Origin of the sequence: Caballeronia sp. PC1 (genome assembly GCF_021353155.1) — a bacterium.
GTDB lineage: Bacteria > Pseudomonadota > Gammaproteobacteria > Burkholderiales > Burkholderiaceae > Caballeronia > Caballeronia cordobensis.
In genome coordinates this window covers 341,180-367,194 of the sequence record NZ_JAJUBH010000003.1, presented here as the reverse complement: position 1 = coordinate 367,194, position 26,015 = coordinate 341,180, and the positions used below count along the sequence as shown (strand labels likewise).

The window sequence follows — 26,015 nt, the reverse complement described above, 5'->3', positions numbered from 1 at the left end:
GCATATCGATGGCAGGTCACTAGGTCGTTCGCATAACGAAGATTTGTCTAGAGAGAGTGTTAAACGCGACCAACGTCAAAGAAAGCCATGGCCGATAACCGCGCGTGAAACATCGGGTGGTTTTTTGAGCACACCACTCTTTCGACTGACGACTGCGAGCCTTAGGCGAAGGGCAGAAATTAGTCCGAGAGCAGACCGAGAAACCAGTATTCCTCGCTAACCATAACGCCCGCGAATACCTCCACTCCAAAGCGTGCGGCGGTGATCGGCATGGATGATGCCAGTACCGCCAATGAAGTGAGGAAGGCGCCGCAACCCTACCGCCGCCTCTCCCACGCCCCCTCACCGCTCCAGCGACTGCATCAACCGCCCAAGATCCCTAGGCTCCACCCGAATCATCCCCCCTTTCGGGCTATCGATATCCGCAATCAATGCAAGCGACAGCGCGACCGTCGTCGGAAGAATCGTGATAAGCAGGCCTTTCCGCAGACTCCCCTTAGCGCCATAACCCTGCACGACGCAGCCAAGCAGCGCGATGATGATCATCAGATACCAAGCGCCTAGCGGAATATGATTGATGCGCGCCGCCTCCGAATAGTCCTGAGAGTTCAGGACGTCGTTCATGCCGGACACGACCAGCGCGCCGATGGGCGTCGGCTGCGCTTTCGCCACCTGGGTCGCGAGTTGCCACAGTTCCGCCTCGACGTTCGTCGTATCGCTCACGATTTTCGCGAGCGCGTCGGGGGCGCGCGTCTTGTAGTTCGCCAGGCGCAGCTTCGTATAGCGGATCAGCGCGGACTTGATCTTTGCCGCGGTGGCCGCATCGGCGAGATCCGCGCGGGAATATTCGGTGCCGATCGCATTGGTTTCGCTTTCCTCCAGCGTCTTGCGCAGGTCGTAACGGTTCACCGCCATCGACAGGCTGAAGCCGATCAGCAGCGCGAGCAGCGTCAGTGTGGAAGTCTGGACGAGGTTGAAGTCTTCACGGTCGTTCTCCGGCAGCACCGCCCAGCGGCGCAGCACGAACGCGCCGAACGCCACCGCGCTCACGAAAAGCGCAAGCAGAACGACGAACAACACAGCCGGGTGGTCGATAAAAGCTCTCATTCCGTGCCCCTGTTTCGTCCTCGCTCAGCGCGCATCGACCACGAGAGATTCGGCGTCCGCGAGCATGGCCGTCGCGCCGGTCAGATAGATGTTGCGCCGTGGCGCGGGTCGCTCTTGAGGAAAACTCTGCGGTGAAGCATGACGACGCATTGAAGCAATACTTGAAAAGCGGGGCGTTGACGGATGAATTACGTCTATCGGCGGCATCTTTCAATTGATGAAGATGAAGCGTGGCCGCGAAGCATCGGCACTGCGACTAAAAAAAATGCTCGCTTGACAAATGCTTTTTAACGAGGCTTCCGTCTTCTTCGACGAAACGGGCCAACAACTTCCGTCGAAGCCCTTCGATTCAACTTTTCGCCGGCGATGGCATCCCCGACATCCGTTTGTTCAACAGCCGCCGCTTCTTTAACTCGATTCAGTGACTCCCGATCGACAAGTGCAGCGAGGGCGTCGTAAATGAGCCTGGAAGTCTCTTGCGGCGTACCCTTTCCATTTATCCGGATAAACTGGGCTAAGCTGTCCGGCGGAGGGGTGTCGTCTAGAGCAACGACCAGAATCGGCTTTCTTCTCTCGATACATGCCGATATTGCGCTCCCGAGCTCGAAATGCACCCACGGTGCGTCCTTGCAGTGTTTCGACCAAAAGATAGTAAAGTGACTAGACTCGGTCAAGCCCGCATTCAACGAAAGCCCGAGAGAGTCTGACGGAAGCATTCTCTCTTTGTCCAACCAGGTCGAAATTCCGGTTTTGAACAGATTATCCGAAATGGCTTCTACGACAGGCTTGTCCACCGAACGGTGGCTGAGAAATAAACAGACCCCGCGAAAACGAGCGATGGACCCCAGCCTTTCATGATTCTCGACGGCTGCCCGGAGATGTCGGATTATATTGATAATCCACTCGATGTTTCCGTGGCTTTTTTTAGTCACATAATCCGATGAGACTCTGGCTGCGATTGCAACCAGATAGCCTCTTCCCAGTTGGCAGACCGACGCGAAAGGCCCGAAGCTGCCTCTGCCCATCGGACTTTGTGGGTGATAACGAAGGCTGTGCGGATCGAATCCAGTCGCAGGGTGTTCCCACCAACAGTCTTCACACATGGTTCCCATAGTACGACTGACAACATTGGCAAGCCAGCTTTGACAATTCCGCAGCTCTAAAGGACCACCTACCAGAATAGTGGAAAGGCCGTTGTATATTGGCTGGAGCCATTCCGCGCAATGGGTTCGCGCAGCTTCACAATCGACCCAAATCTCTGACCAATATGAATTCTCACAGCGTCCCGGGTCGACGATTTCGATCGGATTACCTTGCCTGCCATCTTCACGTCGAAACCATGCCTTGAAGAGACGTCCGAACCGGTCCTCGTCGATCGACTGTGCGATGTTGATATCAAGATCCGATACGACGACAATCCCTCCACGCCTTGCGAACTCCTCGATCATTGGAGCCGACATCTTCCAGTCTGAGCCGTCGAACCCCGTCAGACAGTGGGAATCTAATCCGCCCTCTAGATACACCACGTTGACGCCCGACCGATGGAATTCGCTCTGCGTGATTACGTCATCGAGGATAGATTGTGGAAGTCCCTCGGAAACAGAGTCAGGAATGATCATATGCGAAGTCACTGCAGCATCGAGGTCCGTCTTTAATGCCTCGTACAGCAGTTTTCCCATCATGGCGTCCGGACCGTCGAGTCCAAAATGTCGGCGGTGCAGATAAAGAAGCCGGTGTTTCGCCATTGATACCCCCACGAATCGACCGATCACTCCGGTGCGACACCGGCCCGATCGATTCCTCATAGTAGGAGGAGGATACTTTTAAAACAATCCTGTCTGCGGGCTAGATGGGCCCCTTACCACCTCGCCGCCGACACCCCCGGCCTCTCCGACCGCCTCACATACCCCGCCCCCGTCCGCTCCAGTTGCGCACTCGGCGTCACCGCCACCAACTCCCCAAACCCCGACTCATACCGCTCGACAAACCCCGCGATATCCGGCTTCACAACCTTCAATCCGCCATCGACGCGACCCAACCCCCGCAACCAGTGCCCCGTCTGCGCGAGCGAAACCTCCACATGCCAGCTCCCGCCTTCCCGCTGCTGCTTCCACAACGCTGCCGCAGCCCCAAAAGCCATCAAAAACCCGCTCGCCATATCGAGCATCTGCATCGGCAACGGACGCGGCTTGCCATCGCCCGCCGCCTCGCCTTCGGCCGCATTGAAGCCCATCGCGGTCTGCACGAGCGAATCGAAGCCACGCCGGGAAGCCCACGGTCCACGCGTACCATAAGCCGTCAGCGACGTATAAACGATCCCCGGCCGGCGCGCCGCCAGCGCCTCCGGCCCGAACCCGAGCGACGCGACTCCGCCCGGCCGATAACCCTGCGCAAACACATGCGCCTCATCGATCAAACGCCAGAGCATGTCCCGCTCCGAAGCCGACCGCAGATCGAGCAACGCCGAACGTTTGCCGCGGCTCGTATCCGCGATCGCCGGAATGTTCGGCAGATGCGGCCCGTTCACGAGCATCACATCCGCGCCGAACGCAGCCAGCGCGCGCCCGCCGACCGGTCCCGCGAGAATGCGTGTGAGATCGAGCACGCGAACGCCATCGAGCGGACGCGCGTTAGCCGATAAAGCCGGCAACGCAAGCGCAGGCCCATCGCCGATACGCGTGATCGTCATCAGCGGCTGCGCGGCAATGGCGCGCCCCTGCGGCGTCGCATCCCATTCGTCGAACGTGCGCAGCATCGTCGCGACGAGCCCCTGCGCCGCCGCCGCATCCTCGAAATCGCAACCGCGCCACGCCAGCAACGCGCGCTCGGCATCCTCGCGCGTCGCCGTCTTCGGGTCGAGTCCGAGCAAACGCAGCGCGCCATCCTGATGATGTTCGAAGTTCGCGTGAATGCGCACGTAGCCATCGGCGCATCGATAGAGACCGGAGAAGCGCCCCCACGTCTCGGGCTCCTTGCCATCGAGGGTGAACGCGCCCGTGCATTCGACGGCCGCATGCGTCATGTCGACCGCCACGCGCTGCCGCTCGACGCCGCGTGCATGCGCCAGTTCGCACGCAGCGAGCGCCGCCGCGCCGATGGTGGCCTGCGCGGCGGTGCCGACAGCAAAGGTGGAAGGAAAAACCGGATCGCGACCGGAAAGGTCGACGAAAGAAAGCGCATCGTCGGGCAAGCCGGCGATGCGCCATAGGTTGCGCAGCGTATCGAGAGAAGCAGTCATGACGGGCGCTCGCACATATGTGAAGCGCCCATTATCACGCCATACGCGTCAATGACGCCGTGTCGCCAGTTCCGCGCCCTGACGCAGCGCTTCGAGCATGCTGCCTTCGTCGGCGATGCCCTTGCCGGCGATATCGAAGGCCGTGCCGTGATCGACCGACGTGCGGATCACGTCGAGCCCGACCGTCACGTTCACGCCGGCTTCGAGGCCGAGCACCTTCACGGGACCGTGCCCCTGATCGTGATACATCGCGACGACGAGATCGAAATCGCCACGCCCCGCGCGATAGAACAGCGTGTCGGCGGGCAGCGGGCCGGTCACGTCCAGGCCGCGTTCCTGCAGCACTTTCACGGCGGGAATGATCTTCTCTTCTTCCTCGCCATAGCCGAAGAGACCGTTTTCGCCCGCATGCGGATTGATCCCGCACACGCCGATACGCGGCTTCGCAATGCCCGCCTTCACGAGCGTCGCATTGCCGCGCTCGATCGTGCGCTCGACGAGACCCGGCTCGATCTTGCGGATCGCATCGATGATGCCGATATGCGTCGTGACGTGAATCACGCGCAATTGCGGCGCAACGAGCATCATCGAGACTTCGTCGACGCCGGTCAGATGCGCGAGCATTTCCGTGTGGCCGGGAAACTTGTGGCCGCCCGCGTGCAGCGCTTCCTTGTTAAGCGGCGCGGTGCAGATCGCGTCGATCTGATTCGCCTGCGCCAACTCGACGGCGCGCGCGATGTACTGGTAGGCCGCATCGCCCGCGACCGCAGACAGTTCGCCGAAGGGCAGGTCGTCGGGAATCAGGCCGAGGTCAATGCAATCGATCACGCCCGGCTCGTAACGCGCCTCGGTGGCGTCCTTGACGCGCCGCACCGTCGCCTTGCCGCCGGTGATCTGGTTCGCGCGTTCGAGACGCCGCGCGTCGCCGATCACGAGCGGACGGCACTGCTTGTAGACCGCATCGTGCGCGAGGCTCTTGACGACGACTTCCGGGCCGACGCCGGTCGCGTCGCCCATCGTGATGCCGATTACGGGAAGATAGTTGCTCATGATGTTCGTCTGGTGATGTCTGTTCTCAACGCGCGACGGGAAGGTCCGCGCCGCGCAAATGCAGGTAAGCGCCGAGCAATGCGTGCTCGCTGCCGAACGCGCCGGCTTTCGTCACGATCGACGGTCCGCTTGAAGTTCCGTTTCCATTCGATGGCCGCCCGAGTGCGACGCCCGCCTCGATCTCGGTCACGAGTTCCAGGCTGCCGACGTGAGCCGCCGCGAGCATCGCGCGCGCGGTTTCGCCGCCGGTCGCGATGAGCCCGCCGAGCGCATCGAAAGAGGGCGCGACGAGCGCCGCCAGCGCAGTCGAGAGCAGCGCGCCCTCGGCGGGATCGAACGCGTCGTCGCGACCGATGCGCACGATCGCGTCGATCTGATCGCGCACCGAAGCGCCGATGCGCTCGCTCCACGCCTGCCATTCCGGATGCCGCGCGCCCTCGCGCAACACGGCGGGCGGCACGATCATTTCCTGGACGCCGGCTTCGGCGCAGAGCATCGCGCATTGACGCTCCGAAATCGCCGAAAGACTGCCGACGAGCGCGAGGATCGGGCCGCGCGCAGGCTCGACGGAACGCGCCGCCGGCACGGAAGCTCTCGCATCGAACAGATCGGGCAAGGCGGCCAGCTCGCGGGCGAGGCCGCCCGAGCCGACCCAGAAAAACTCCGCGTCCACGGCGGTGGTCACGCGTGCGAGCGTGGCGAGATCGTCGCTGGTTTCGGCATCGACGACGATCGCGTCGATGCCTTTCGCCGTCGCCGCCGATGCCACCATTGCCGCGATGTCCCGCGGCGCGGCGCGCAACGCGTCGAGCGAAACATGCGCCGTGCGCAGGCCGACCATGTCGAGCATGACGCGCAGTTCGGCTTTCTGCCCGGCGTTTTCGAGCTGCCACGTTTCGGTGTCTTCGAGCGGCACGCCGCGCACGATCACGCGGCCATCGCGCACGATGCGGCCCGTCGCCGGAAACGCGGGCGTGACGATCGCCGGGCCGGCGAGCTTCGTCAGCGCCGCGACTTCGGCGGTCCAGTTGCCGCGCAAGGTCGAATCGATCTTCTTGTAGAGGCGGCGTCCCGGCGCGCGCAACGCCTGCCACGCGGCCGTGGTGCGCTTCGCGGCTTCGGCGGGCGTGAGGCGGCGCGTGTCGGTGTCGGCGGCGATGACGGCCGCGTCGTCGTGCGGCGCGTTCGCATCGAGCGAGACGATCGTCTTCGAACCCGCCGCCGCGAACGGAATCGCGCAGTCGGCCGCGCCCGAGAGATCGTCCGCGACGATCAGCAAGCTCTTCATTGCGTGGCCCCGCGTGCCTTCGCGCGTTCCTTCGAATCGGACGACGCGCGCGCCTCGTTGCGCGCATTCACGCGCTTCGCGATGGACGCCGTCAGGATCGGCGAGATGATCGCGGTGACGACGACGCAAGCCGCGACCAGCAACGTCGCCGATTTCGCCGCTTCTTCATAGACCGGATTGGCCGCCGCGATCAGCGCCGGAACGGCCGCCGCGTTGCCCGCGGTATTCGCCGCCGCCGCGCCCGCCACGCCCGTGCCGCCCGTCAGACGATCCGCGAAGTAGAGCGGAATGCCCGTCACGATGACGACCGCGAGACCCAGGCCGATGCCGAGCAGGCCCGCCTGCCAGACCTTGTGCAGATCGAGCCCCGCGCCGAGCGCCAGCGCGAAGAACGGAATCATCACCGGCACGGCGCGGGCGAGGAAGTCGCGCATCTCGCGATCGAGGTTGCCGAGCAGCATGCCGACTGCGAGCGGCAGGATGCTGCCGACGAGCGTCGGCCACGGGAACGCGGAGAGGCCCGCGACGCCGAGCGTGACCATCGTCAGGAACGGGCCGGATTCGAGCGACATGATCGTGTATGCGCCCACGTCCTCCGAGCGGCCGTACTGGCCCATCAGCGCCATGTACAGGCCGCCGTTCGTATCGTTCATCGCGGCGACGACGGCGAGCGTCGAAAGGCCGGCGAACAGGCCCGACGTGATCGGCTGCTCGCCGAGGAAATGCCCGAGCACGATGCCCGCGACGATCGCCGTGCCGACTTTCGTCGCGAACAGCGCGCCGCCTTTCTTGATGAGATACGGCGTCGCCTTCACGTCGATGCTCGCGCCCATGCAGACGTAGAACACCGCGAGAATCGGCAGCGCGCCGGTGAAAAGCGCGCTCGTGAACGAGCCGAAGAACTTCGGCATGCCGGGCAGGAAGGTCGCGATCAGCGAGCCGATCAGGAGCGGGACGATCATCATCCCGCCGGGTACGCGCTCGACGGCGCGCTTGATGTGAATTTGAGCCATGCAAGTCTCCACTGTGGTTTCCGTCCGATTCGATCAATAAGTGATTGAATCGATCAAATCGGAGTGTAGTCGTCCGGGGTGTTTTGCGCAAATCGGTCGATCTACGGGTTTACTCTGATCGATTCGCGCGCTTTCGCCTGCTCGAATGATCGAATCAGTCAAAATGTTTGACGCGGTGCCGGGCAGGGCGAGCATTCGATGGTCCCGGCCAGTTCGCTACACTAAGCCTCGCCGCCGCAACCGCAAGAATTCAGGGAACAGGATGAAAGTCGAGAAACGCCGCGAGGCGATGCTCAAGGCCGTGCTCTCGGGCATGAACGATGTCGCCGCGCTGTGCGATCACTTCGGCATGTCCGAGGCGACGGTGCGGCGCGACCTGCGCGCGCTCGCGGACGAACGGCGCATCGTGCGCACGTATGGAGGCGCGGCGTCGGTGGGGATGCACGAGCCGGAAGAATCGCTCGATACGCGGCGCGAGAGTTTTCGGGAGCAGAAGGAAGCGATCGCGCGCGCGGCTGCGAAACACGTGCAGGACGGCGACACGATCTTTCTCGACGGCGGCACGACCACCGCCGCGCTCGCGCGCTGCCTTGCCGGACGCACGCAGATTCACGTCGTCACGAACAATCTGCTCGCGGTCGGCGTGCTCGCGGCGGCGGATGTGCGCGTGACGCTGATCGGCGGCGACGTGCGGCCGTCGAGCATGAGCACGCTCGGGGCCTTCGCGCAGGTGGCGCTCTCGCGCGTCACGTTCGACAAGGCGTTTCTCGGCGCGGACGGCGTCGTCGCGGGCCGCGGGCTGTGCGAAGCCACGGCGGAGCAGGCGTTTCTGAAGGAATGCATCGCGCGCCAGGCGGCCGGGTTGTTCGTGCTGGTCACGTCGAACAAGCTGGAGCGCGCGAGCCAGCAGCACTGGACGCCGCTCGCGCGCGACTGGACGCTCGTGACCGATGCGTTGGCCGAAGCGCCGGTGCTCGCGCGCTTCGAAGAGCAGGAGAATGTGACGGTGGAACTCGCCGATCCCAACGACTGATCAGGTCGACAGAATCGTGACCAGCGCGACGGCCGAATCGCCCGCGAGCTGACCGCCGTTGTTTTCCGCGAGCGCGACCTTCGCGTGAGGGCGTTGCCGCGCGCCCGCCCGGCCGCGCAACTGCTGCGTCAGTTCCACGATCTGCGCGACGCCCGTCGCGCCGACCGGATGCCCGCGCGACAGCAAGCCGCCGCTCGGATTCACGCTGATGCGCCCGCCGATATCCGTCTCGCCCGAACGGATCAGCTTCGGCGCATCGCCGGGCGCGCACAGGCCGAGGTTCTCGTAGTGAATGAGCTCGGCGGGCGCGGATGCATCGTGCAATTCGACGACATGCACGTCCTCCGGCCCGATGCCCGCTTCCTCATACGCCTCGCGCGCCGCGCGCACCGCGACCAGTTCGCCGGAGCCGTCCGCTTTCGCCGAAACGATCGAGCTTGCGCGGATGAACACCGGCTGAATGTCGTGTTTCGCCGCGAAGTCTTCGGAGCAGATGAAGACGGCAGCGCCGCCATCGCCGATCGACGAGCACATGAAAAGCGTCAGCGGATCGCTGACCATGCGGCTCGTCAGCACTTCCTCGACGCTCGTTTCTTTGCGGAACTGCGCGTGCGGATTGAGCGAACCCGCATGACGGCTCTTCACGACGACGCGCGCGAAATCGCTCGCATCGGCGCCGGTCTTTTCCATCCACTTGCGCGCCTTTGCCGCGTACAAGTCCATGAAGAGCGAGCCGGTTCCGGTCGTCACGCCTTCGGGCAGCGGCTCTTCGAGATCGACCGCCTTCGCGAACGCGCCGAACGAAACCGACTTGTCCTCGTGCGAGAGCTTCTCCACGCCGACGACGAGCGCCGTTTCCACTTGCCCCGACGCCACCGCGAGCCACGCGAGATTCAGCGCCGAACTGCCCGACGCGCACGCATTCTCCACGTTGAACATCGGCTTGCCATCGAGGCCCGTGTTGCGCAGCGACGACTGCGCGCGAATCATCTCCTGCCCGGTGACGACACCCGCCGCCGCGTTGCCGAAGAACACGCGGTCCACATCGTTCACGCCGACGTGCGCGTCTTTCAGCGCGAGCGACACCGCTTCTTCCGCGAGCGACTTCAGATTGCGTTCGAGAAACTTGCCGAAGGGCGTCATGCCGACGCCGCCGATCACTACTTTGCGCATGGTTGTCTCCATTGCATGTAAAGAAAGAAGGTCTTAATCGAGCGTCTTGCCGCGCGTTTCCGGCATGCGCGCATAGACGACGCAGCTCGCCACGCACACGGCCGCCACGTAGATCCACAGGTAGTGCGCGAGACCGGCGTTGTTCATCGCGGTGACGATGGTCGGCAGCGTGCCGCCGAAAAGCGCCGCGGAGATCGCATAGGGAAGCGCGACGCCCGTGGCTCTCACATGCGCGGGGAACTGCTCGGCCATCACGGTGGCGCAGGTCGCGGCGAAACCCGACGACAGCACCATGCCGATGGTGACGATGAGCGTCGCGGTGCCGTAGTCGTTGCTGAGAAAGTGCAGCGCGGGCCAGGCGAACAGCGCGGAGCCGGCGGCGAAGGCGAGCAGCACGGGCTTGCGTCCGATGCGGTCCGACAGGATGCCGAGCAACGGAATCGCGACGAGCGAGACGACGATCGACACGACGCTCGCGCTGAACGCATCGCGCAGCGGCAGGCCGCGCATATGGGCGAGCGTCGGAAACATCACGAGCCAGAGATAGACGCAGAGATTGCCCGCCATTGCGATGCCGATCACGCGCAACGCCGCGCGCCGGTGTTCGCGCACGATCGTGACGAACGGATGCCGCGTGTGCTGCCGTGCCGATGCGCTCTTCTTGAACGCATCGGTCTCCGCGACGGCAAGACGGAACCACAGCGCGACGAAGCCCATCAGCCCCGCGATCGTGAACGCGACGCGCCAGCCCCACGCGGCCATCGAAGGCGCGTCGATCATCGACGTGAGCAGCGCGCCGATCGAGGCCGCCACGAGCACGCCCGCGTTCACCGCGAAGTGCTGCCACGATCCCGCGAAGCCGCGTCGCGCGGGCGTCGCCGATTCCATCAGGAAAGTCGATGCCGAGCCGAACTCGCCGCCCGCGGCAAACCCCTGCACGAGCCGCGCCGCGACCAGCACGAGCGGCGCGGCGACGCCGATCGACGCATAGCCCGGACACGCCGCGATCACGAGCGAGCTGCCCGCCATGAGCGCCACGGAGAGCGCGAGGCCGTTCTTGCGCCCGTGGCGGTCCGCATACGCGCCGAGCAGCGCGCCGCCGATCGGCCGCATCACGAAGCCGACCGCGAAGACCGCGAAGGTCGCGAGCAGCGCGATGCTGGCGTTGTCGGCGGGAAAGAACTGGCGCGAGAACAGCGAGGCGAACGTCGCGTAGATGATCCAGTCCGTGAACTCGACGATGGTGCCGAGCGTCGCCGCGACGATCGCTTTTTTCTGCGCTCGCGTGAGTGAAGTCGCGGCGGGCTGCGCGACGTTCGGAAGCGTGGTGTCCATGATGTCGTCTCCGTATGGGTATGGGATGGACGCATCGTAGAGTTGGCTTTGCAGGCGCTCAAACGACATTTTTTGCGCGCTCGATTGACTTCTTGTTAAGCAAAAAAACTCAATCGAGCGCGCAAAAAATGTCGTTTGAGCGCGTGGCCGATGAAGTCCTAGCATCGGGGCATTCGTTCAAGGAGACAGCAATGAATGCATCGAAGGAAGTCGCGATCGTCACGGGCGGCGCGAAAGGCATCGGTTTCGGCATCGCGCAGGGTTTGGCCCGCGACGGCAAGCGCATCGCGCTATTCGATCTCGATCGCGTGGCGCTCGACGAAGCCGCGACGCGACTCGCCACGCAAGGCGCGGACGTGATCGCGCTGCCGGTCGATGTGACGGACAGCGCATCGGTGAATAACGCGGTGGACGCCGTGATCGAGCGCTTTCAAAGAATCGACGTGCTCGTGAACAACGCGGGCATCGTGCGCGACAAGCGCATCACGCGCATGAGCGACGACGACTGGGACGCGGTCATCGACGTCAATCTCAAGTCGCAATTTCTCTGCTGCCGCGCCGTGCTCGCGCCTATGAGCGCCGCGAAGTACGGGCGCATCGTGAACATCTCGTCGCGCGCGTGGCTCGGCGGCGCGGGGCAGGCGAACTATTCGGCGGCGAAGGGCGGCGTCGTGAGTCTCACGCGCAGTCTCGCGCTCGAATGGGCGAAGGACGGCGTGACGGTGAACGCAGTCGCGCCCGGCATCGTGGATACGCCCTTGTTTCAGGCTTTTGATATCGAGCTGCAGGAGAAGCTGAAGAAATCCGTGCCCGTGCAGCGTATCGGCACGCCGGACGATATCGCGGAAGCGGTGCGTTTTTTCGCGCGTCGCGAGGCGTCGTACATCACGGGCCAGACGCTTTACGTGTGCGGCGGGCGCTCGCTCGCGTCGCCGAGCGTGTAAGGAGACGACGATGAGCATTCGCTACAGCGTGTCCGGCCATGTGGCCATCGTGACGCTCGATCGGCCCGAAGCGCTCAACGCGCTCGATCTAGACAGTCTTGTCGAACTGCGCGCGCGCCTCGCCGATGCCCGCGACGATGACGACGTGCGCGTGATCGTCCTCACCGGCGCGGGGTCGAAATCGTTCTGCGTGGGCGCGGATCTGAAGCGCACGCTGCCGCCTTCGACATCGTTCGGATCGTCGTTCGTGAAGTCGCTCGATCGCGCGGGCGCGGAAGGCATTTACGTGCGGCTGATGGAGCTGAGTTCGCTGCGCATCTTCAAGCCGATGATCGCCGCGATCAACGGCTATTGCCTCGGCGGCGGGCTCGAACTCGCGCTGCAATGCGATCTGCGCATCGCATCGAAAAGCGCGGTGTTCGGCTTGCCGGAAGCGGTCGTCGCGAGCATTCCCGCCGTGTGCGGCATACAGGCGTTGCAGCGCGCGGTGCCCTCCGCGATTGCGATGAAGATGCTTTTCACCGGCGCGAAGATCGATGCGGCATATGCGCATCGGATCGGTTTGATATCGGATATCGCGGAGCCGGACGCGTTGCTCGACGATGCGCTCGCACTCGCGCGAAGCATCGCATCGAACGGACCGCTCGCGGTCCAGATGATCAAGAAGGTCATCGAGACGAGCGCCAACGTGCCGCTCGCGCAGGCGCTCGAATTCACCGAGCTGGCGTGGGGCGCGATGCGCGAATCGGAAGACCGCGTCGAAGGACGCAAGGCGTTCGCGGAGAAGCGCCAGCCGGTTTATCGCGGGCGCTGAAACATCAGGCGGCCAGCAGCCACGTGCGGAACGCGGCGAATTCCGGATTCGCAAGATGCGCGGGCGGATAGATCAGGTAGTACGTGAACGCGCCCAGATCGAGCACGAAGGAAAACGGCATGACGAGCGTGCCCGCGCGCAACTGCTCTTCGACGAGCACGCGCTGGGCGATGGCAATGCCGTGCCCTTGCGTGGCGGCGAAGTACGCGAGGATCGAGCTTTCGTAACTCAGGCCGCCGAGCGGATTCACGCCGCGCACGCCGGCGGCGTCGAGCCACTTGGCCCAGTCTTCGCGGCGCGCGAGCGAATGCAGGAGCGGTACGTTGCGCAAGCTTTCGGGCGTGGCGTCGCCGAGATCGGGATGCGCTTGCAGGAACGCCGGGCTGCATACGGGCACGAGTTCGTTCGGCACGAGCCGGTCGAAGCCGAAATCGGACGAAGGCGCATGCGACAGGCGAATCGCCGCATCGACGTCTTCGGCGTTGAAGTCGACCGGCTGAAGCGAGGTTGTCAGGCTCACTTCGATATCCGGATGATCGCGATGAAACGTCGAGAGACGCGGCAGCAGCCAGTTCATCGAGAACGTGGTGTAGGCGCGGATTTTCAGCGTGCGCCGCCGCCGCGCCTCGGTGAGATTGACGGTCGCGGTGCGCAGCGTGTCGAAGCTGCGAATGACGTCGGCGAGATAGCGCGAGCCCATCGGCGTGAGCGTGATCGCGCGATGTCCGCGCTCGAACAGCAGCACGCCGAGCTGGTCTTCGAGCAGCTTGATCTGCCGGCTGACGGCGGCGGGCGTGACGTTCAGTTCATCGGCGGCGAGCTGAATGCTGAGCAGGCGCCCGCAGACTTCGAAGGCGCGCAGCGCGTTGAGTGACGGAAGGGTTCGCATCGAAAAATGGTAGCAATGTGCGCGATGGCGCGCCAGCGGTGGAAACAAGGAGACGATCATGCTGGAAGGTGTGCGAGTGCTGGCCTGCGGCGGGCGCGATGCGGTGACGCTGTGCGCGACGCTGCTCGAACGGGCGGGCGCGACGGTGGACTTTTGCGCGAAGGATTCGATCGATTACGACGTCGTAGTCGTTTCCTCGGATGTGGATGGGGCGGCTGACTGGAGGTCATCGGGCGCGGCTATCGTGTGCGACATCACCGCGACGGGTCCGCAAGACTCGCGCGCGGGCACGCCCTGGTCCGATGCGCACATTCAGGCGATGAGCGGCCTCATGGACACGACCGGTTTCGCGCAAGGCGCGCCGGCGCGCATCGGCGTTGCGTTCACGGAAGTGTCGGCGGCGCTGTATGCATCGGCGGCGATTGCCGCGGCGGTGCGCGTGAAGCGCAGGCGCGGCATCGTGCAGAACATCGACGTGACCTTGAGCGGCTGCGCCGCGAGCGCGCTCACGACGTTTCTGCCGGCGGCGTTCGCGGGGCGCACGGCCGGTCGCGTCGGCAATCGCCATCCGGCGTGCGCGCCGTGGAACGCTTATCGCACGCGCGACGGCTGGATTCTCATCTGCACAAGCACGGAAGAGCAATGGCGCAAGCTCAGGCAGGAAGCCCGCGTGCCGCAACTCGACGACGCCCGCTTCGCGACGCTTGGCGATCGCGTGCGCCACGCCGACGAACTCGATGCGCTGATCGAATCGTGGACGGCGACGCTCGCCACCGACGCCTGCACGCGCATCTGCGAGCGCATCGGCGTGGCGGCGGGGCCGATCGTCGGCATCGGGGAATTGTCGCGCGAGCCGAACTTTCGCATGCGTCATGCCGAGACGGCAGAGGCGATCGAAACAAGCGGCATCGATGCCGATACGTACAAGCAGGTGTCGATCTTCGAAACGTCGGCGTTGAGCCGGACGCCAGCCATCGCAAAGCCGCCAACAGGCGAATACGGCGGGCCGCTGGCGGGCGTCAAGGTGATCGAGATCGGTCAGTACACGACGGCGCCGCTCGTCGGCAAGCATCTCGCTGCGTTGGGCGCGAAGGTCGTGAAGATCGAGCCGCCCGAAGGCGAAGTCGCGCGTTCGTGGCTGCCGGGGCAGGGCGGCACCAGCTATTTCTTCGCGCTCAACAACACGGACAAGGAGACGATTGCGCTCGATCTCAAGCAGGAAAGCGATCGCGCGCACCTGCGCACGCTGCTCGCCGACGCCGACGTGCTCGTCGAAAACCTGCGGCCCGGCGCGCTCGCGAAGCTCGGCTTCACGCGCGAGGCGCTCGGCGCGATCAATCCGCGTCTTGTCTATTGCTCGATATCGGGCTTCGGCATCGCGTCGGCGTATCCGTCGCGGCCCGCGTTCGACACCGTGATTCAGGCGATGGGCGGCCTCATGGATCTCACGCGCGGCGAGGGCGCGCCGGTCAAGATCGGCGCGTCGGGCGCGGATATTCTCGGCGGGCAGGCGGCGCTTTTCGCGATCGTCGCGCGCCTTGCCACGCGAAGCGAAGAGGCGGAAGAGGCCGGCACGTTCATCGAAATAGCGATGCAGGATGTCGCCGCGTGGTGCGCGCTGTTCGCGGCGGGCCGCGAGCGGCCGCCCGGGCAGGCGCTCGCGTGTCTGGACGGCCACGTGTGGATCGAGCGCGATATCACCGACACCGAGCGCGCATGCTGCATCGCGCTGACGAGGAAAGAGGCGGCGGCAAGGCTCGGCGGCGCGACGCCGGTCGCGCGCGTCGACGAACTGCTGGAAGACGGCGATTTTCTCGCCGACGTGCTGAGCGCCGCCCGCGATGCGAACGGCGCGTTCTGGCCGGTGCTGAAAGTGCCTTACCGGCTGTCGAAGACGCCCGCCAGCGTGCGCGCCGTGCCGGGCGCGCCGCACAGGATCAGACGCGCCCGGCCAGCGACAGCACCCGCTCCAGTTCCGGAAGATCGACCGGCTTGACGAGATGCGCATCGAAGCCGGCGGCGCGCGTGCGGGCGATATCTTCGTCCGAACCGAGGCCCGTCATGGCCGCGACGATCACGCGCGTGCCGGGCCTGTCGTTCTCGTCGCGCATGCGGCGGATCACGTCGAAGCCCGTCAGTCCCGGCATCGACAGATCGAGCAGCACGACCTGCGGCCGCGACGCCTCGAAAAAATCGAGCGCGGCCGTGCCGTCGTAGGCGGCGCGCGCGCTGTGGCCGAGCATATCGACGAGCAAGGTCATGCTGTCGGCGGAATCGCGGTTGTCGTCGACGACGAGCACGTCGAGCTGGCGCCCCGCGATCGCGGGCGGGGCCGCGCCGTGCTCCGTGCCGCGCGCGGGCGGCTCGGCGAGCGGCAGCCACAGCGAAAACGCGCTGCCTCGCCCCGCGCCGCCGCTTTTCGCTTCGACATGACCGCCGTGCAGTTCCGCGATCGCGCGCACGAGCGTGAGTCCGATGCCGAGGCCGCCTTCGTCGAGATGCGCGCCCGGCGGATGCTCCTGCACGAAAAGATCGAACACCATGCCGAGCGCTTCCGGCGAAATGCCGCGGCCCTCGTCGATCACGCGCACCATCGCCGAGCCGCCGCGCGGGCCGGCTTCGAGCGTGATGGTCGAACCGTGCGGGCTGAACTTCGAAGCGTTGTTGAGCAGATTGTTGAGCGCCTGCACGAGCCGCGTCGGATCGCCGTTGACAAAGAGCGGCTGGCCGCCGTCCTGCACGACGATGCGCTGCCCGCGGTCGTCGCACAGAGGCTGGCTCGCCTCGACGCTCAGATGCACCACGTCGGCGATATCGACGGTTTCGGTCGTGAGGCGGATCTTGCCCGAACTCATGCGCCCGGCTTCGAGCAGATCGTCGACGAGCTTGGTCAGATGCGCGAGCTGGCGATCGACGATCTGCCGGCTGCGGATCACGTCGGCGTCGTTCGATGCTTTCAGCTTCAGGATGCTGACGGCGTTGCGGATCGGCGCGAGCGGATTGCGCAACTCGTGCCCGAGCAGCGCGAGAAACTCGTTCATGCGCCGGCTCGACGCTTCGAGTTCTTCCAGCCGCCGCCGCGCCGTCATGTCGCGCGTGATCTTCACGAAGCCCTGCACGCCGTCGCCGTTGCCGGGCAGCGCGCTCAGGATGACGTGCGCCCAGAACTCGGAGCCGTCCTTGCGCACCTGCCAGTCTTCGTGCTCGACGCGCCCGCGTGTCGCCGCGAGGATGAGATCGTCGCCGGGACGGTCGCGGCCGTGTTCGTCGGCGGTATAGAAGAGCGCGAAGTGGCGGCCGATCGCTTCGGCCGGCGTGAAGCCGTAGATCGCCCGCGCGCCGTCGTTCCATGAGCGCACGTAGCCTTTCTGGTCGAGCATGCAGATCGCGTAATCGCTCACCGAGTCGATGAGCAGGCGCAGACGTTCGTTCGCTTCGGTGGCCGCGCGCCGGTCGGTGATGTCGTGCACGAAGCACGCGAACTGGCGCTGGCCTTCGTACCAGACTTCGCTGATGGTCAGTTCGGCGGTGAACTCGCTGCCGTCGCGGCGCAGCGAGGGCAGTTCGACGCGCTCGTTGATCATGCGCGCCTCGCCCGTGGCGAGATAGCGCGTGAGCCCGGCGCGATGCCCGTCGCGAAAGCGCTCGGGCACGATGAACGCGGCGAGTTCCTTGCCCGCGACCTCGCTGGCCTTCCAGCCGAACAGCAGCGCGGCGGCCTCGTTCCAGTCGACGACCATGCCGGCTTCGTCCATCGACACGAAGGCGACGTGTGCATTGTCGAGCACCGTCTGACGGCGGCGCAGGGCGTCGGCGAGTTTCTTTTCATACTCGATGCGCAGCGTCGATTCGACGGTCAGGTCCGCCGCGACGCTCGCGTTTTCCTTCAGCAGCTTGCGGTTTTCCTGCGCGCTTTCCTCACGCGCGATGGTCTCCGCGATGCACGCGCAGAAGGCATCGAGAATGCTGATATCCGACTGCCCGAAATGATCCGTTTCGCCGGAGATGAGCTTGAGCACTGCGACCGAGCGGCCGTTGTAGACGACGGGCGCGACCACCATCGACACTGCGCCCACCGCTTCGCATGCGGCGCGATCGACGCGGTGATCCGTCGCCGAATTGCGGCAGATGAGCGCCTGCTGGCGCGTGATGCAGAGTCCCGAGAGGCTGCCGGCCGTGGGCAGCCGCACGCCGATGTGCGCCGCGGCCGCGCCGCTCGCCGCGCGATACAGCAGTTCGTCGCCTTCGATCCATTCCACGACGGCGGACGCGACGCCCGCCACTTCTCTCAGCGTGTCGGTGACTTTCTGGAGATAGGCGGGAAGCGGCAGACGCGAGTGCGCGAGACTCGCGAATGTGGCGAACCAGCGCTGGAAATGCGCCTGACGCCTGTGCTCCGCCTTGATTTTCCTGTCCGGTGTCGATGCCTCGTATTGTGTCCGCATAGGCCCTGTCCGATCGATGCATCGCGATGGTGGATCGCAGAGGTATCGGGGTTTTCGAAACGGATATTCGGAAGCATTGAAACATAAATCGCGGGCAATCGTTTGCGGAGAGCGGAGAAGACTCAATACGCATACCGCCCGACCACTTCCGCAACCCGCTTCAACGCGCCCTCCAAAGTCGCCGCATCCACCGATCCCAACGCCAGCCGCAGCGCATGCGGCACATGCGCCGAGGTGCAGAACGGTCCGGCCATCGATACCGAAATGCGCTCCTCCGCCAGCGCCGCCGCGATGCGGTCCGCGCGCACCTCCTCGGGCATCGGCAGCCATACGAAGTACGAAGCCGGATGCGCAACGCGCGTAAGCCGACCGAGTGCGCGCGACGCGATGACCTGCCGCATCGAGGCGTCCGCGCGCTTTTCCGCTTCGAGCCGCTCGACGGTGCCGTCGTCGAGCCAGCCGCACGCGATCGCCGTCATCACACCGGGCGTGTTCCATGTCGTCACGCGGATCGCGCGCTCGATCTTGCGCACCCATTCGAGCGGCGCGGCGACGTAGCCGACGCGCAAACCCGTCGCGACGTTCTTCGAAAAGCCCGAGACATACACCGTCAGTTCGGGCGCGATCGCGGCAATGGGCGGCGGCGCGTCGTCGGCGAGAAAGGCGTAGGCGGCATCTTCGATGATGAAAAAACCCTGCTTGCGCGCGAGCGACGCCACCTGTTTGCGGCGCGTCGCCGTCATGACCCAGCCGAGCGGATTGTGCAGCGTCGGCATGGTGTAGAGCGCGCGCACGCGGCGGCGCTTGCACAGCGCATCGAGCGCGTCCGGGTCCGGGCCCGCGCCCGATGCCGGCAAGGGCGCGAGTTCGAGCCCGTACGCCTCGGCCAGCATCTTGAAACCGGGATAGGTCAGCGTATCGACGGCGACGACATCGCCCGGTTTCAGCAGCGCCATGACGGTCGTCGCGAGGCCGTGTTGCGCGCCATCGACGAGCACGACGCGCTCGCCGCTTGCCGCAAGCCCGCGCCGCGCCAGATGCCGCGCCACAGAAGCGCGGTCGCGCGCGCGTCCGCCATGCGGCTGATAGCGCAGGAGCGCTTCGAGATCGCCCGCCGACGCCAACTGCCGCAATGCCTGGCGCAGCAGATCCGCCTGGCCCGCCAGCGCGGGATAATTGAAGTTGAGATCGACCATGTCCGCGGCGATCGCGACCTGATCGATGCCGAGTTCGCGCGCGAGCGTCGTTTCCTTCACGAAGGTGCCGCGGCCCGTTTCGCCGCTGACGAGCCCCATCGCGTTCAGTTCCGAATAGACGCGCGTGGCGGTCACGATGCCGAGCCCTTCGCGCGCGGCCAGTTCGCGATGCGTCGGCAATCGCGTGCCGGGTTTCAGGCGGCCCGTGCGGATATCGTCCGCGAACCGGTCGACGATTTGCTTGTAGCGCGGCGCTTGCGGCATGACGTGGCAGGTGTATCCATGACAATGTTTTGATTGTATTCGCTCATGGCCGTAGCATGGGTCCATGCGCAATTCATGCGCCTGAAGGAGCACATCGTGCATATCGCCATACTCACGTTCGAGGGCTTCAACGAACTGGATTCGCTGATCGCGCTCGGCATACTGAATCGCGTGAAGACGCCGGACTGGAAAGTGTCGATCGCGTGTCCGTCGGAAGAAGTGCGGTCGATGAACGGCGTCGTGCTGAAAGCGCAGGCGACGCTGGAAGACGCGTCGCGCGCCGATGCCGTGATCGTCGGCAGCGGCATGCTGACGCGCGAAGTCGTCGCCGATGCCGCATTGATGGCGCGCATCAGGCTCGATCCCGCGCGTCAGTTACTAGCGGCGCAATGCTCCGGCACGCTCGTTCTCGCGAAGCTCGGCCTGCTCGCCGACGTGCCTGCCTGCACCGATCTGACGACGAAGCCGTGGGTCGAGGAAGCGGGCGTGCGCACGCTCGATCAACCGTTCGTCGCGCACGGCAACGTGGCGACGGCGGGCGGCTGTCTCGCGTCGCAGTATCTCGCGGCGTGGGTGATCGCGCGGCTCGAAGGCGTGAACGCCGCGCGCGATGCGATGCATTACGTCGCGCCCGTCGGCGAGAAAGAAACGTATGTGGATCGCGCGATGCGCAACATCGCGCCGTATCTCGACGTCAGCGTGCCGGCGTGAGTCGTGCCCGCTTTCATGCTCGCTTCTTTTCGCGCGCCGTTTCGTCCGCGCGCTTGCCTCGGCCTTTGCCCGGCACGACCTTCAGCTTCGTGTGCATGAGCGCGAGGGCTTCCGACTTCGTCGCGACGCATGGGCCGGAGCCGAGCAGCGGCTGGCGCGCCGTCTCGCGCAACGCGCGCACGGACACGATGCCGATCACCGATGCGGCCATCAGGTAGTACGCGGGCACCATCAGGTTGCCGGTCGCATCGACGAGCCATGCGGCGACGAGCGGCGTCGTGCCGCCGAAGAGCGACACGGACACGTTGAAGCCGATGGCGAGCGCGCCGTAACGAATGCGCGTCGGAAAGAGCGCGGGCAACGCCGACGGCATCACGCCCGTGAAGGTGGAAAGCAGCGCGCCGAGGATCAGCAGGCCGAGAAACACCGGCAGGAGCGCGCCCGTGCGCACGAGCAGCAGCGCGGGAATGGCCAGCACGAAGAGACCGACGCAGCCGGCCATCATCACCGGCTTGCGGCCGATCCTGTCGGAGAGATGACCCGCGAAGAGCGTCATCGGGATCATCAGCACCATGACCAGCAGCACGAGAAAGAGGCCGTGCGTTTCGTCGAAATGCAGTGTCGCCGAGAGGAAACTGGGCAGATACGACAGCGCCATGTAGTCGGTGACATTGAAAATCAGCACGAGGCCGACGCATTGCATCATGGGCCTGAACTGCTGCCGCAGCAGGTCGAGAAACGATTGCTTCGGACGCGACCGTTCGTGCGCTTCGCGCGCTTCCGCCTCTTTCCTGAAGGCCGGCGTCTCTTCGAGCTTCATGCGGATATAAAGCCCCACGAGCCCGAGCGGCCCCGCGATCATGAACGGCACGCGCCATCCCCATGAAAGCAGTGCGTCGTGCGAGAGCGTCGCCGTGAGGAGCGCAACCGTGCCCGCGCCGAGGATATAACCCGCGAGCGTGCCGACTTCGAGAAAGCTGCCGTAGAAACCGCGCCGCGCATCCGTCGAAAACTCGGCGATGAACGTGGCGGCCCCGCCGTATTCACCGCCCGTCGAAAAGCCCTGCACGAGACGCGCGACGAGCAGCAGCACGGGCGCGAATATGCCGATCGAGGCGTAGCTCGGAATCAGGCCGATGCAGAAGGTGCCGACGGCCATCATGATCATCGTCATGGCGAGCACGCGCTGGCGGCCGATCTTGTCGCCGAGCGGGCCGAACACCATGCCGCCGATGGGCCGCACGAGAAAAGCCGCGGCGAACGTGCCGAAGGTCGCGATCAGTTGCGCGGACGGGCTGCTCGACGGAAAGAACACTTTGCCGAGCACGACGGCGATATAGCTATACACGCCGAAGTCGAACCATTCCATGGCATTGCCGAGCGCCATCGCGCCGACAGCGCGTTTCAGCAAGGCTCGATCGACGATGGTGATATCGCCCAGCGTGGGCGGCGGCGGTGATTTGCTTCGGGCAGTGCGATCGTGCGAGGGGCTCAATTGTCTCACTCCTGATTTCCGATGAGCGCGCGGCCCCCGGCTTGATGGTCCGTCAGAGTGTGCGCAACGCGGCGCATGCATGCCTTCGCTCACGCGTCTGGAAATCGGCTGAAAACGACACTGGCGCGGCGGCGCTGTCGGGTGGCGGCAACCACACGCGGGTCAAGCGTTGGCCGCGCTCCGACAGGCGTGCCCGCGCGCGGCGGGCGCGTGCCGCCGCGCAACCCTTTGCCCTCAAGGCTTTCAGCGATTCGAAGCGCGCCGCCGATACGACTGGCATGGGCCATGCATCGTTGGGCGTGGGCGCGATGAACCCTCGGCACACAAGGTTCGATGTCCGGCGAACGTGTCGACGGTTCCATCGCGCTTCTTTTTATCGACACGCTATTGGAGTCGCAATGAAAGCGAAATACCTCGCCGCTATTCTGGCCGCGCATGCGGTCGCGTTCGCCGTTCCCGCTTTCGCGGACGAGTGCACGGCCGACATGGTCGTTGGCGCCGCGGCCGCCGCACCAGCATCGCCGGGCGAGCAGACCATGCATGCGATGGCGGCGAAAGACGCCAGGCACGATATGCACGATATGCCCGACGTCGGCGGTGCGGATGCGTACAAGACGCAGTCGGGCAAGCACGAAGCACGCGACAGCATCGACGCGTGGCTTCGCGGAGGCTGATCAGTCGAACGTGATGCCGTCGAAGCGATGCCCGCCGAGCGGGCTGATCAGATAGCCGTGCACCCGCTTCGAGATCGGCTGAAAGATGTTCGCGTGCGCGAGCGGCGTGTACGGCACCTGATCCTTGAACACGACCTGCGCTTCTTCGTAGAGCTTCGTGCGCGCGTTCTGATCCGTGACGAGGCGCGCCTTCGCGAGCAGATCATCGAACTGCCTGTTGCACCACTTCGCCACGTTGCTGCCGTGAACCGCATCGCAGCCGAGCGTCGTGCCGAGCCAGTTGTCGGGATCGCCGTTGTCGCCGAGCCAGCCGTAGAGAATCGCGTCGTGCTCGCCGTTCGTTTTCGCGCGCTTGTTGTACTCGGCCCACTCGTACGTGACGATGTTCGCCTTCACGCCGATCTTCGCCCAGTCCGACTGGATCAGTTGCGCCATCAGCCGCGCGTTCGGGTTATAGCCGCGCTGCACGGGCATGGCCCAGAGCGTGATCGCGAAGCCGTTCGGAAAGCCGGCTTCCTTCAGCAGTTCCTTCGCCTTCGCGGGATCGTGCGGCGCGTCTTTCAGCGCCTTGTTATACGACCATTGCGAGGGCGGCATGGGATTCGTCGCGACAGTCGCCGCGCCTTCGTAGACGGTCTTGATGATCGCCTGCTTGTCGATGGCCATGTCGAGCGCGCGGCGCACGTTGACGTTGTCGAGGGGCTTGTGCGTGGTGTTATAGCCCACGTACGCGACGTTGAAGCCGACGCCCGACAGCACCGTGAGCTTCGGATCGTTCTTCGACGCGGCGATGTCGGCGGGGCGCGGGAACGACGTCACCTGGCATTCGCCGCCCGAGAGCTTCTGCTGACGCACGGCGGCATCCGGCGTGATGGAAAACACGAGCTTGTCGATATGTACGTCCTTGCGGTTCCAGTACGTCGGGTTCGCGTCATAGCGGATCGTCGCATCTTTCTGATAGTCGCGGAACACGAACGCGCCCGTGCCGACCGGCTTCTGATTGAGGTCCTCCGGCTTGCCGAGCTTCAGCAATTGCGCGGCATACTCCGCCGATACGATGGATGCGAACTCCATCGCGATGTTGCGCACGAACACGACATCCGCTGTCTTGAGCGTGAAGCGCACGGTGTAGTCGTCGAGCTTGTCGACCGATGCGACGTTCTTGTCGTAGCCGAGGTCGGTCAGATACGGAAAGCTGACAGGATGCGCCTTCTGGAACGGCTCGTTCGGATCGATCATGCGCCTGAACGTGAACACCACATCGTCCGCATTGAAGTCGCGCGTGGGCTTGAACCACGCGGTCGATTGAAACTTCACGCCGCGCCGCAGATGAAACGTGAAGGTCTTCGCATCCGGCGACTCGTCCCACTTTTCCGCGAGACCGGGCACGAGATCGAGCGTGCCGCGCCTGAATTCGACGAGCTGGTCGTAGACGGCATGCGCGCCCGCGTCGAAGTCGGTGCTGGTCGTGTACTGCGCGGAGTCGAAACCGGCGGGGCTGCCTTCGGAGCAGAAGACGAGCGTCTTGCTCGCGGCCGATGCGTTATGCGCGGTGAATGCAAGCGCGGCGGAAAGAGAAACGGCAAGAGAAGCAGACAACACGCGTCGTGAAAGAAGCATTTTTCTTGTTTGCTCGGAAGAGTGGGCGAGCCGCCTCGCGGCGGGCGTGAGCCATACTCTACCAAGCAAACATTTTTTCGGCGCTACAGGGCGCGCAATGCGAAGCGCTTGAGCTTGCCCGTCTCCGTGCGCGGCAATGCATCGAGGAACGTGACGAGACGCGGATACTTGTACGGCGCGACAGTGCGCTTCACGAACGCCTGCAACTCGGCGATCAGCGCGTCGTCGCCCGTGAAGCCCGCATTGAGCACGACGAACGCTTTCACGACTTGCCCGCGCGTGTCGTCGGGCACGCCGATCACGCCGCACTCCGCGACCGCTTCATGCTGCATCAGCACGCTTTCGACTTCCGGCCCGGAGATGTTGTAGCCCGCCGATACGATCATGTCGTCGGCGCGCGCCTGATAGAACACGTAGCCGTCCGCATCGATCATCACGGAATCGCCCGGCAGGTTCCAGCCGTCGCGCACGAACTTCGACTGGCGCTCGTCGGCGAGATAACGGCAGCCGGTCGGGCCGCGCACCGCGAGCTTGCCGAGCGTGCCGGGCGGTACCGGCTGCATGGCGTCATCGACGGCCTGCACGATGTAACCCGGCACCGCGCGTCCGATCGCGTGTTCGCGCACGTCCGTTCCCGCCGACGCGATGAAGATGTGGATCATCTCCGTGCCGCCGATGCCGTCGATCATCTCGATGCCGCTCGCCTCGCGCCACAATGCGCGCGTCGAGTCCGGCAAAGCCTCGCCGGCCGATACGGTCTTCGCGAGACTCGATATGTCGAAGCGGCCGACGAGCGGGGCCATTTGCCGGTAGAACGTCGGCGCGGTGAACATGATCGTCGCGCGAAAGCGTTCGACGGTCTGCAGCAAGGTCTCGGGCGTGAGCTTTTCGAGCAGCACTGTCGAGGCCCCGGCACGCAGCGGAAAGCACAGCAGGCCGCCGAGCCCGAACGTGAACGCGAGCGGCGGCGTGCCGCAGAAGACATCGTCCGCCGTGGGCTTCAGGATGTGACGCGGGAAGAGATCGCACATGGCGAGCACGTCGCGATGAAAATGCATGCAGCCCTTCGGCGCGCCCGTGGTGCCGCTCGTGAACGCGATGAGGCAGACATCGTCGGCGGCGGTATCGCAGGCATCGAAACGATCGGGCTTCGACGCCGCAAGCGATTCGAGCGAACCGGGCGCATCGTCGTGAAAATAAAGCACTTGCGCGAGCGCTTCGCAATGGAACTCGTCGCCTGGCTTCGTGCAGCGCGCGAGCTCTTCGGTCAGGCGCACGTCGCATAGCGCCGCCGTGATCTGCGCCTTGTCGGCGATCTGCTTCAGTTCCTTCGCGCGCAGCAGCGGCATGGTCGGCACGACGACGAGACCCGCCTTCAGCGCCGCGAAGAACGCGACGGCCATCTGCAGCGTGTTCGGGCCGCGCAACAGGATGCGGTTGCCGGGGCGCAAGCGCATCTCGTCGACAAGCACATGCGCGCTGCGATTCACGAGCGCGCGCAATTCGCGATAACTCGTGGCGTGCGGCGTGCCGTTGACATCGGACCAGATCGCGGGGCGATCGCCCTGTCCGTTTTCGATCGCGCGATCCAGCAGTTCCGTCGCGCAATTGACGCGCGCGGGATAGGTCACGTCCGCGTTGTCGAGCATCAATACCGGCCATTGCTCCTGCGGCGGCAGATGATCGCGCGCGAACGTATCGACGTGTGCTGACCGTTCCATCGTGC

General features: G+C 64.9%; 20 protein-coding genes. 6 read left to right on the top strand and 14 right to left on the bottom strand.

Annotation, left to right across the window (positions count from 1 at the left end):
• Window positions 1-342 precede the first annotated feature (342 nt).
• The 6 genes from LY284_RS26300 to LY284_RS26275 form a co-directional block, all read right to left on the bottom strand.
• Window positions 343-1,107, bottom strand: coding sequence for a hypothetical protein (locus LY284_RS26300; protein WP_233388942.1), 765 nt, complete (start codon window positions 1,105-1,107; stop codon window positions 343-345).
• Window positions 1,108-1,394: 287 nt separating this feature from the next.
• Window positions 1,395-2,789: a toll/interleukin-1 receptor domain-containing protein gene (locus LY284_RS26295; RefSeq protein ID WP_233388940.1), complete on the bottom strand. Its 1,395-nt coding sequence runs from the start codon at window positions 2,787-2,789 to the stop codon at window positions 1,395-1,397.
• A 176-nt stretch (window positions 2,790-2,965) separates the two neighbouring features.
• Complete coding sequence (locus tag LY284_RS26290) at window positions 2,966-4,345, bottom strand: CoA transferase (protein ID WP_233388937.1); 1,380 nt, start codon at window positions 4,343-4,345, stop codon at window positions 2,966-2,968.
• Window positions 4,346-4,393: 48 nt separating this feature from the next.
• Window positions 4,394-5,395, bottom strand: coding sequence for a 4-hydroxythreonine-4-phosphate dehydrogenase PdxA (pdxA, locus tag LY284_RS26285; protein ID WP_233388935.1), 1,002 nt, complete (start codon window positions 5,393-5,395; stop codon window positions 4,394-4,396).
• 25 nt (window positions 5,396-5,420) lie between these two features.
• Entirely contained in the window at window positions 5,421-6,683 is a 1,263-nt protein-coding gene (locus LY284_RS26280; RefSeq protein ID WP_233388933.1) for a four-carbon acid sugar kinase family protein, read from the bottom strand.
• Window positions 6,680-7,696: a 2-keto-3-deoxygluconate permease gene (locus tag LY284_RS26275; RefSeq protein WP_014251792.1), complete on the bottom strand. Its 1,017-nt coding sequence runs from the start codon at window positions 7,694-7,696 to the stop codon at window positions 6,680-6,682. Before LY284_RS26275 ends, LY284_RS26280 begins: the two co-directional genes overlap by 4 nt.
• A gap of 262 nt (window positions 7,697-7,958) precedes the next feature.
• Between LY284_RS26275 and LY284_RS26270 the strand changes: the two genes are divergently transcribed.
• Window positions 7,959-8,729 carry a DeoR/GlpR family DNA-binding transcription regulator gene (locus tag LY284_RS26270; protein ID WP_233388931.1) on the top strand — a complete coding sequence of 257 codons (771 nt, stop codon included), beginning with the start codon at window positions 7,959-7,961 and terminating at the stop codon, window positions 8,727-8,729.
• Here the strand turns inward: LY284_RS26270 and LY284_RS26265 are convergent, their stop codons facing one another.
• Together LY284_RS26265 and LY284_RS26260 are read right to left on the bottom strand one after the other, a co-directional pair.
• Window positions 8,730-9,902, bottom strand: a complete 1,173-nt coding sequence (locus tag LY284_RS26265) for a thiolase family protein (RefSeq protein WP_233388929.1) — start codon at window positions 9,900-9,902, stop codon at window positions 8,730-8,732.
• A gap of 33 nt (window positions 9,903-9,935) precedes the next feature.
• The gene (locus LY284_RS26260; protein WP_233388927.1) at window positions 9,936-11,237 is read right to left on the bottom strand and encodes an MFS transporter; all 1,302 of its coding nucleotides are present in this window, start codon (window positions 11,235-11,237) and stop codon (window positions 9,936-9,938) included.
• A 191-nt stretch (window positions 11,238-11,428) separates the two neighbouring features.
• Here LY284_RS26260 and LY284_RS26255 point away from each other — a divergent pair, with 191 nt between their 5' ends.
• Window positions 11,429-12,181, top strand: a complete 753-nt coding sequence (locus LY284_RS26255; RefSeq protein ID WP_233388925.1) for an SDR family NAD(P)-dependent oxidoreductase — start codon at window positions 11,429-11,431, stop codon at window positions 12,179-12,181.
• A gap of 10 nt (window positions 12,182-12,191) precedes the next feature.
• Window positions 12,192-12,995 (top strand): enoyl-CoA hydratase/isomerase family protein, encoded by an 804-nt coding sequence (locus tag LY284_RS26250; RefSeq protein WP_233388923.1) that lies wholly within the window; start codon window positions 12,192-12,194, stop codon window positions 12,993-12,995.
• Window positions 12,996-12,999: 4 nt separating this feature from the next.
• On the opposite strand, the gene LY284_RS26245 is transcribed toward LY284_RS26250, so the two are convergent.
• The gene (locus tag LY284_RS26245; RefSeq protein WP_233388921.1) at window positions 13,000-13,884 is read right to left on the bottom strand and encodes a LysR substrate-binding domain-containing protein; all 885 of its coding nucleotides are present in this window, start codon (window positions 13,882-13,884) and stop codon (window positions 13,000-13,002) included.
• Window positions 13,885-13,942: 58 nt separating this feature from the next.
• Here LY284_RS26245 and LY284_RS26240 point away from each other — a divergent pair, with 58 nt between their 5' ends.
• Window positions 13,943-15,880 (top strand): CoA transferase, encoded by a 1,938-nt coding sequence (locus LY284_RS26240; RefSeq protein WP_233388919.1) that lies wholly within the window; start codon window positions 13,943-13,945, stop codon window positions 15,878-15,880.
• Here the strand turns inward: LY284_RS26240 and LY284_RS26235 are convergent.
• Entirely contained in the window at window positions 15,822-18,329 is a 2,508-nt protein-coding gene (locus tag LY284_RS26235; RefSeq protein WP_233388917.1) for a PAS domain S-box protein, read from the bottom strand. The two genes, LY284_RS26240 and LY284_RS26235, sit on opposite strands and share 59 nt — an antisense overlap.
• 122 nt (window positions 18,330-18,451) lie before the next feature.
• Window positions 18,452-19,789, bottom strand: coding sequence for a PLP-dependent aminotransferase family protein (locus LY284_RS26230; protein ID WP_233388915.1), 1,338 nt, complete (start codon window positions 19,787-19,789; stop codon window positions 18,452-18,454).
• 96 nt (window positions 19,790-19,885) lie between these two features.
• Between LY284_RS26230 and LY284_RS26225 the strand changes: the two genes are divergently transcribed.
• Window positions 19,886-20,500 (top strand): DJ-1/PfpI family protein, encoded by a 615-nt coding sequence (locus LY284_RS26225; protein ID WP_233390961.1) that lies wholly within the window; start codon window positions 19,886-19,888, stop codon window positions 20,498-20,500.
• Window positions 20,501-20,513: 13 nt separating this feature from the next.
• Here the strand turns inward: LY284_RS26225 and proP are convergent, their stop codons facing one another.
• Complete coding sequence (gene proP / locus LY284_RS26220) at window positions 20,514-21,995, bottom strand: glycine betaine/L-proline transporter ProP (RefSeq protein ID WP_233388914.1); 1,482 nt, start codon at window positions 21,993-21,995, stop codon at window positions 20,514-20,516.
• A gap of 398 nt (window positions 21,996-22,393) precedes the next feature.
• Here proP and LY284_RS26215 point away from each other — a divergent pair, with 398 nt between their 5' ends.
• The gene (locus tag LY284_RS26215; protein ID WP_233388912.1) at window positions 22,394-22,669 is read left to right on the top strand and encodes a hypothetical protein; all 276 of its coding nucleotides are present in this window, start codon (window positions 22,394-22,396) and stop codon (window positions 22,667-22,669) included.
• Here LY284_RS26215 and LY284_RS26210 read toward each other — a convergent pair whose 3' ends face one another.
• Window positions 22,670-24,289, bottom strand: coding sequence for an ABC transporter substrate-binding protein (locus LY284_RS26210; protein ID WP_233388910.1), 1,620 nt, complete (start codon window positions 24,287-24,289; stop codon window positions 22,670-22,672).
• Window positions 24,290-24,372: 83 nt separating this feature from the next.
• A complete protein-coding gene (locus LY284_RS26205; protein WP_233388908.1) occupies window positions 24,373-26,010 on the bottom strand; it encodes an AMP-binding protein in 1,638 nt (545 codons plus the stop codon).
• Between the last annotated feature and the right edge of the window lie 5 nt (window positions 26,011-26,015).

Bases quoted from the DNA above. Each gene is read 5' to 3' on its own strand.
- LY284_RS26250 (WP_233388923.1), top strand. From the start codon at position 12,192: ATGAGCATTCGCTACAGCGTGTCCGGCCATGTGGCCATCGTGACGCTC.
- LY284_RS26255 (WP_233388925.1), top strand. From the start codon at position 11,429: ATGAATGCATCGAAGGAAGTCGCGATCGTCACGGGCGGCGCGAAAGGC.
- LY284_RS26265 (WP_233388929.1), bottom strand. From the start codon at position 9,902: ATGCGCAAAGTAGTGATCGGCGGCGTCGGCATGACGCCCTTCGGCAAG.
- LY284_RS26235 (WP_233388917.1), bottom strand. From the start codon at position 18,329: ATGCGGACACAATACGAGGCATCGACACCGGACAGGAAAATCAAGGCG.
- LY284_RS26210 (WP_233388910.1), bottom strand. From the start codon at position 24,289: ATGCTTCTTTCACGACGCGTGTTGTCTGCTTCTCTTGCCGTTTCTCTT.
- pdxA (WP_233388935.1), bottom strand. From the start codon at position 5,395: ATGAGCAACTATCTTCCCGTAATCGGCATCACGATGGGCGACGCGACC.
- LY284_RS26300 (WP_233388942.1), bottom strand. From the start codon at position 1,107: ATGAGAGCTTTTATCGACCACCCGGCTGTGTTGTTCGTCGTTCTGCTT.
- LY284_RS26290 (WP_233388937.1), bottom strand. From the start codon at position 4,345: ATGACTGCTTCTCTCGATACGCTGCGCAACCTATGGCGCATCGCCGGC.
- LY284_RS26260 (WP_233388927.1), bottom strand. From the start codon at position 11,237: ATGGACACCACGCTTCCGAACGTCGCGCAGCCCGCCGCGACTTCACTC.
- LY284_RS26245 (WP_233388921.1), bottom strand. From the start codon at position 13,884: ATGCGAACCCTTCCGTCACTCAACGCGCTGCGCGCCTTCGAAGTCTGC.
- LY284_RS26230 (WP_233388915.1), bottom strand. From the start codon at position 19,789: ATGCCGCAAGCGCCGCGCTACAAGCAAATCGTCGACCGGTTCGCGGAC.
- LY284_RS26240 (WP_233388919.1), top strand. From the start codon at position 13,943: ATGCTGGAAGGTGTGCGAGTGCTGGCCTGCGGCGGGCGCGATGCGGTG.
- LY284_RS26280 (WP_233388933.1), bottom strand. From the start codon at position 6,683: ATGAAGAGCTTGCTGATCGTCGCGGACGATCTCTCGGGCGCGGCCGAC.
- LY284_RS26270 (WP_233388931.1), top strand. From the start codon at position 7,959: ATGAAAGTCGAGAAACGCCGCGAGGCGATGCTCAAGGCCGTGCTCTCG.
- LY284_RS26205 (WP_233388908.1), bottom strand. From the start codon at position 26,010: ATGGAACGGTCAGCACACGTCGATACGTTCGCGCGCGATCATCTGCCG.
- LY284_RS26275 (WP_014251792.1), bottom strand. From the start codon at position 7,696: ATGGCTCAAATTCACATCAAGCGCGCCGTCGAGCGCGTACCCGGCGGG.
- LY284_RS26215 (WP_233388912.1), top strand. From the start codon at position 22,394: ATGAAAGCGAAATACCTCGCCGCTATTCTGGCCGCGCATGCGGTCGCG.
- LY284_RS26295 (WP_233388940.1), bottom strand. From the start codon at position 2,789: ATGATGGGAAAACTGCTGTACGAGGCATTAAAGACGGACCTCGATGCT.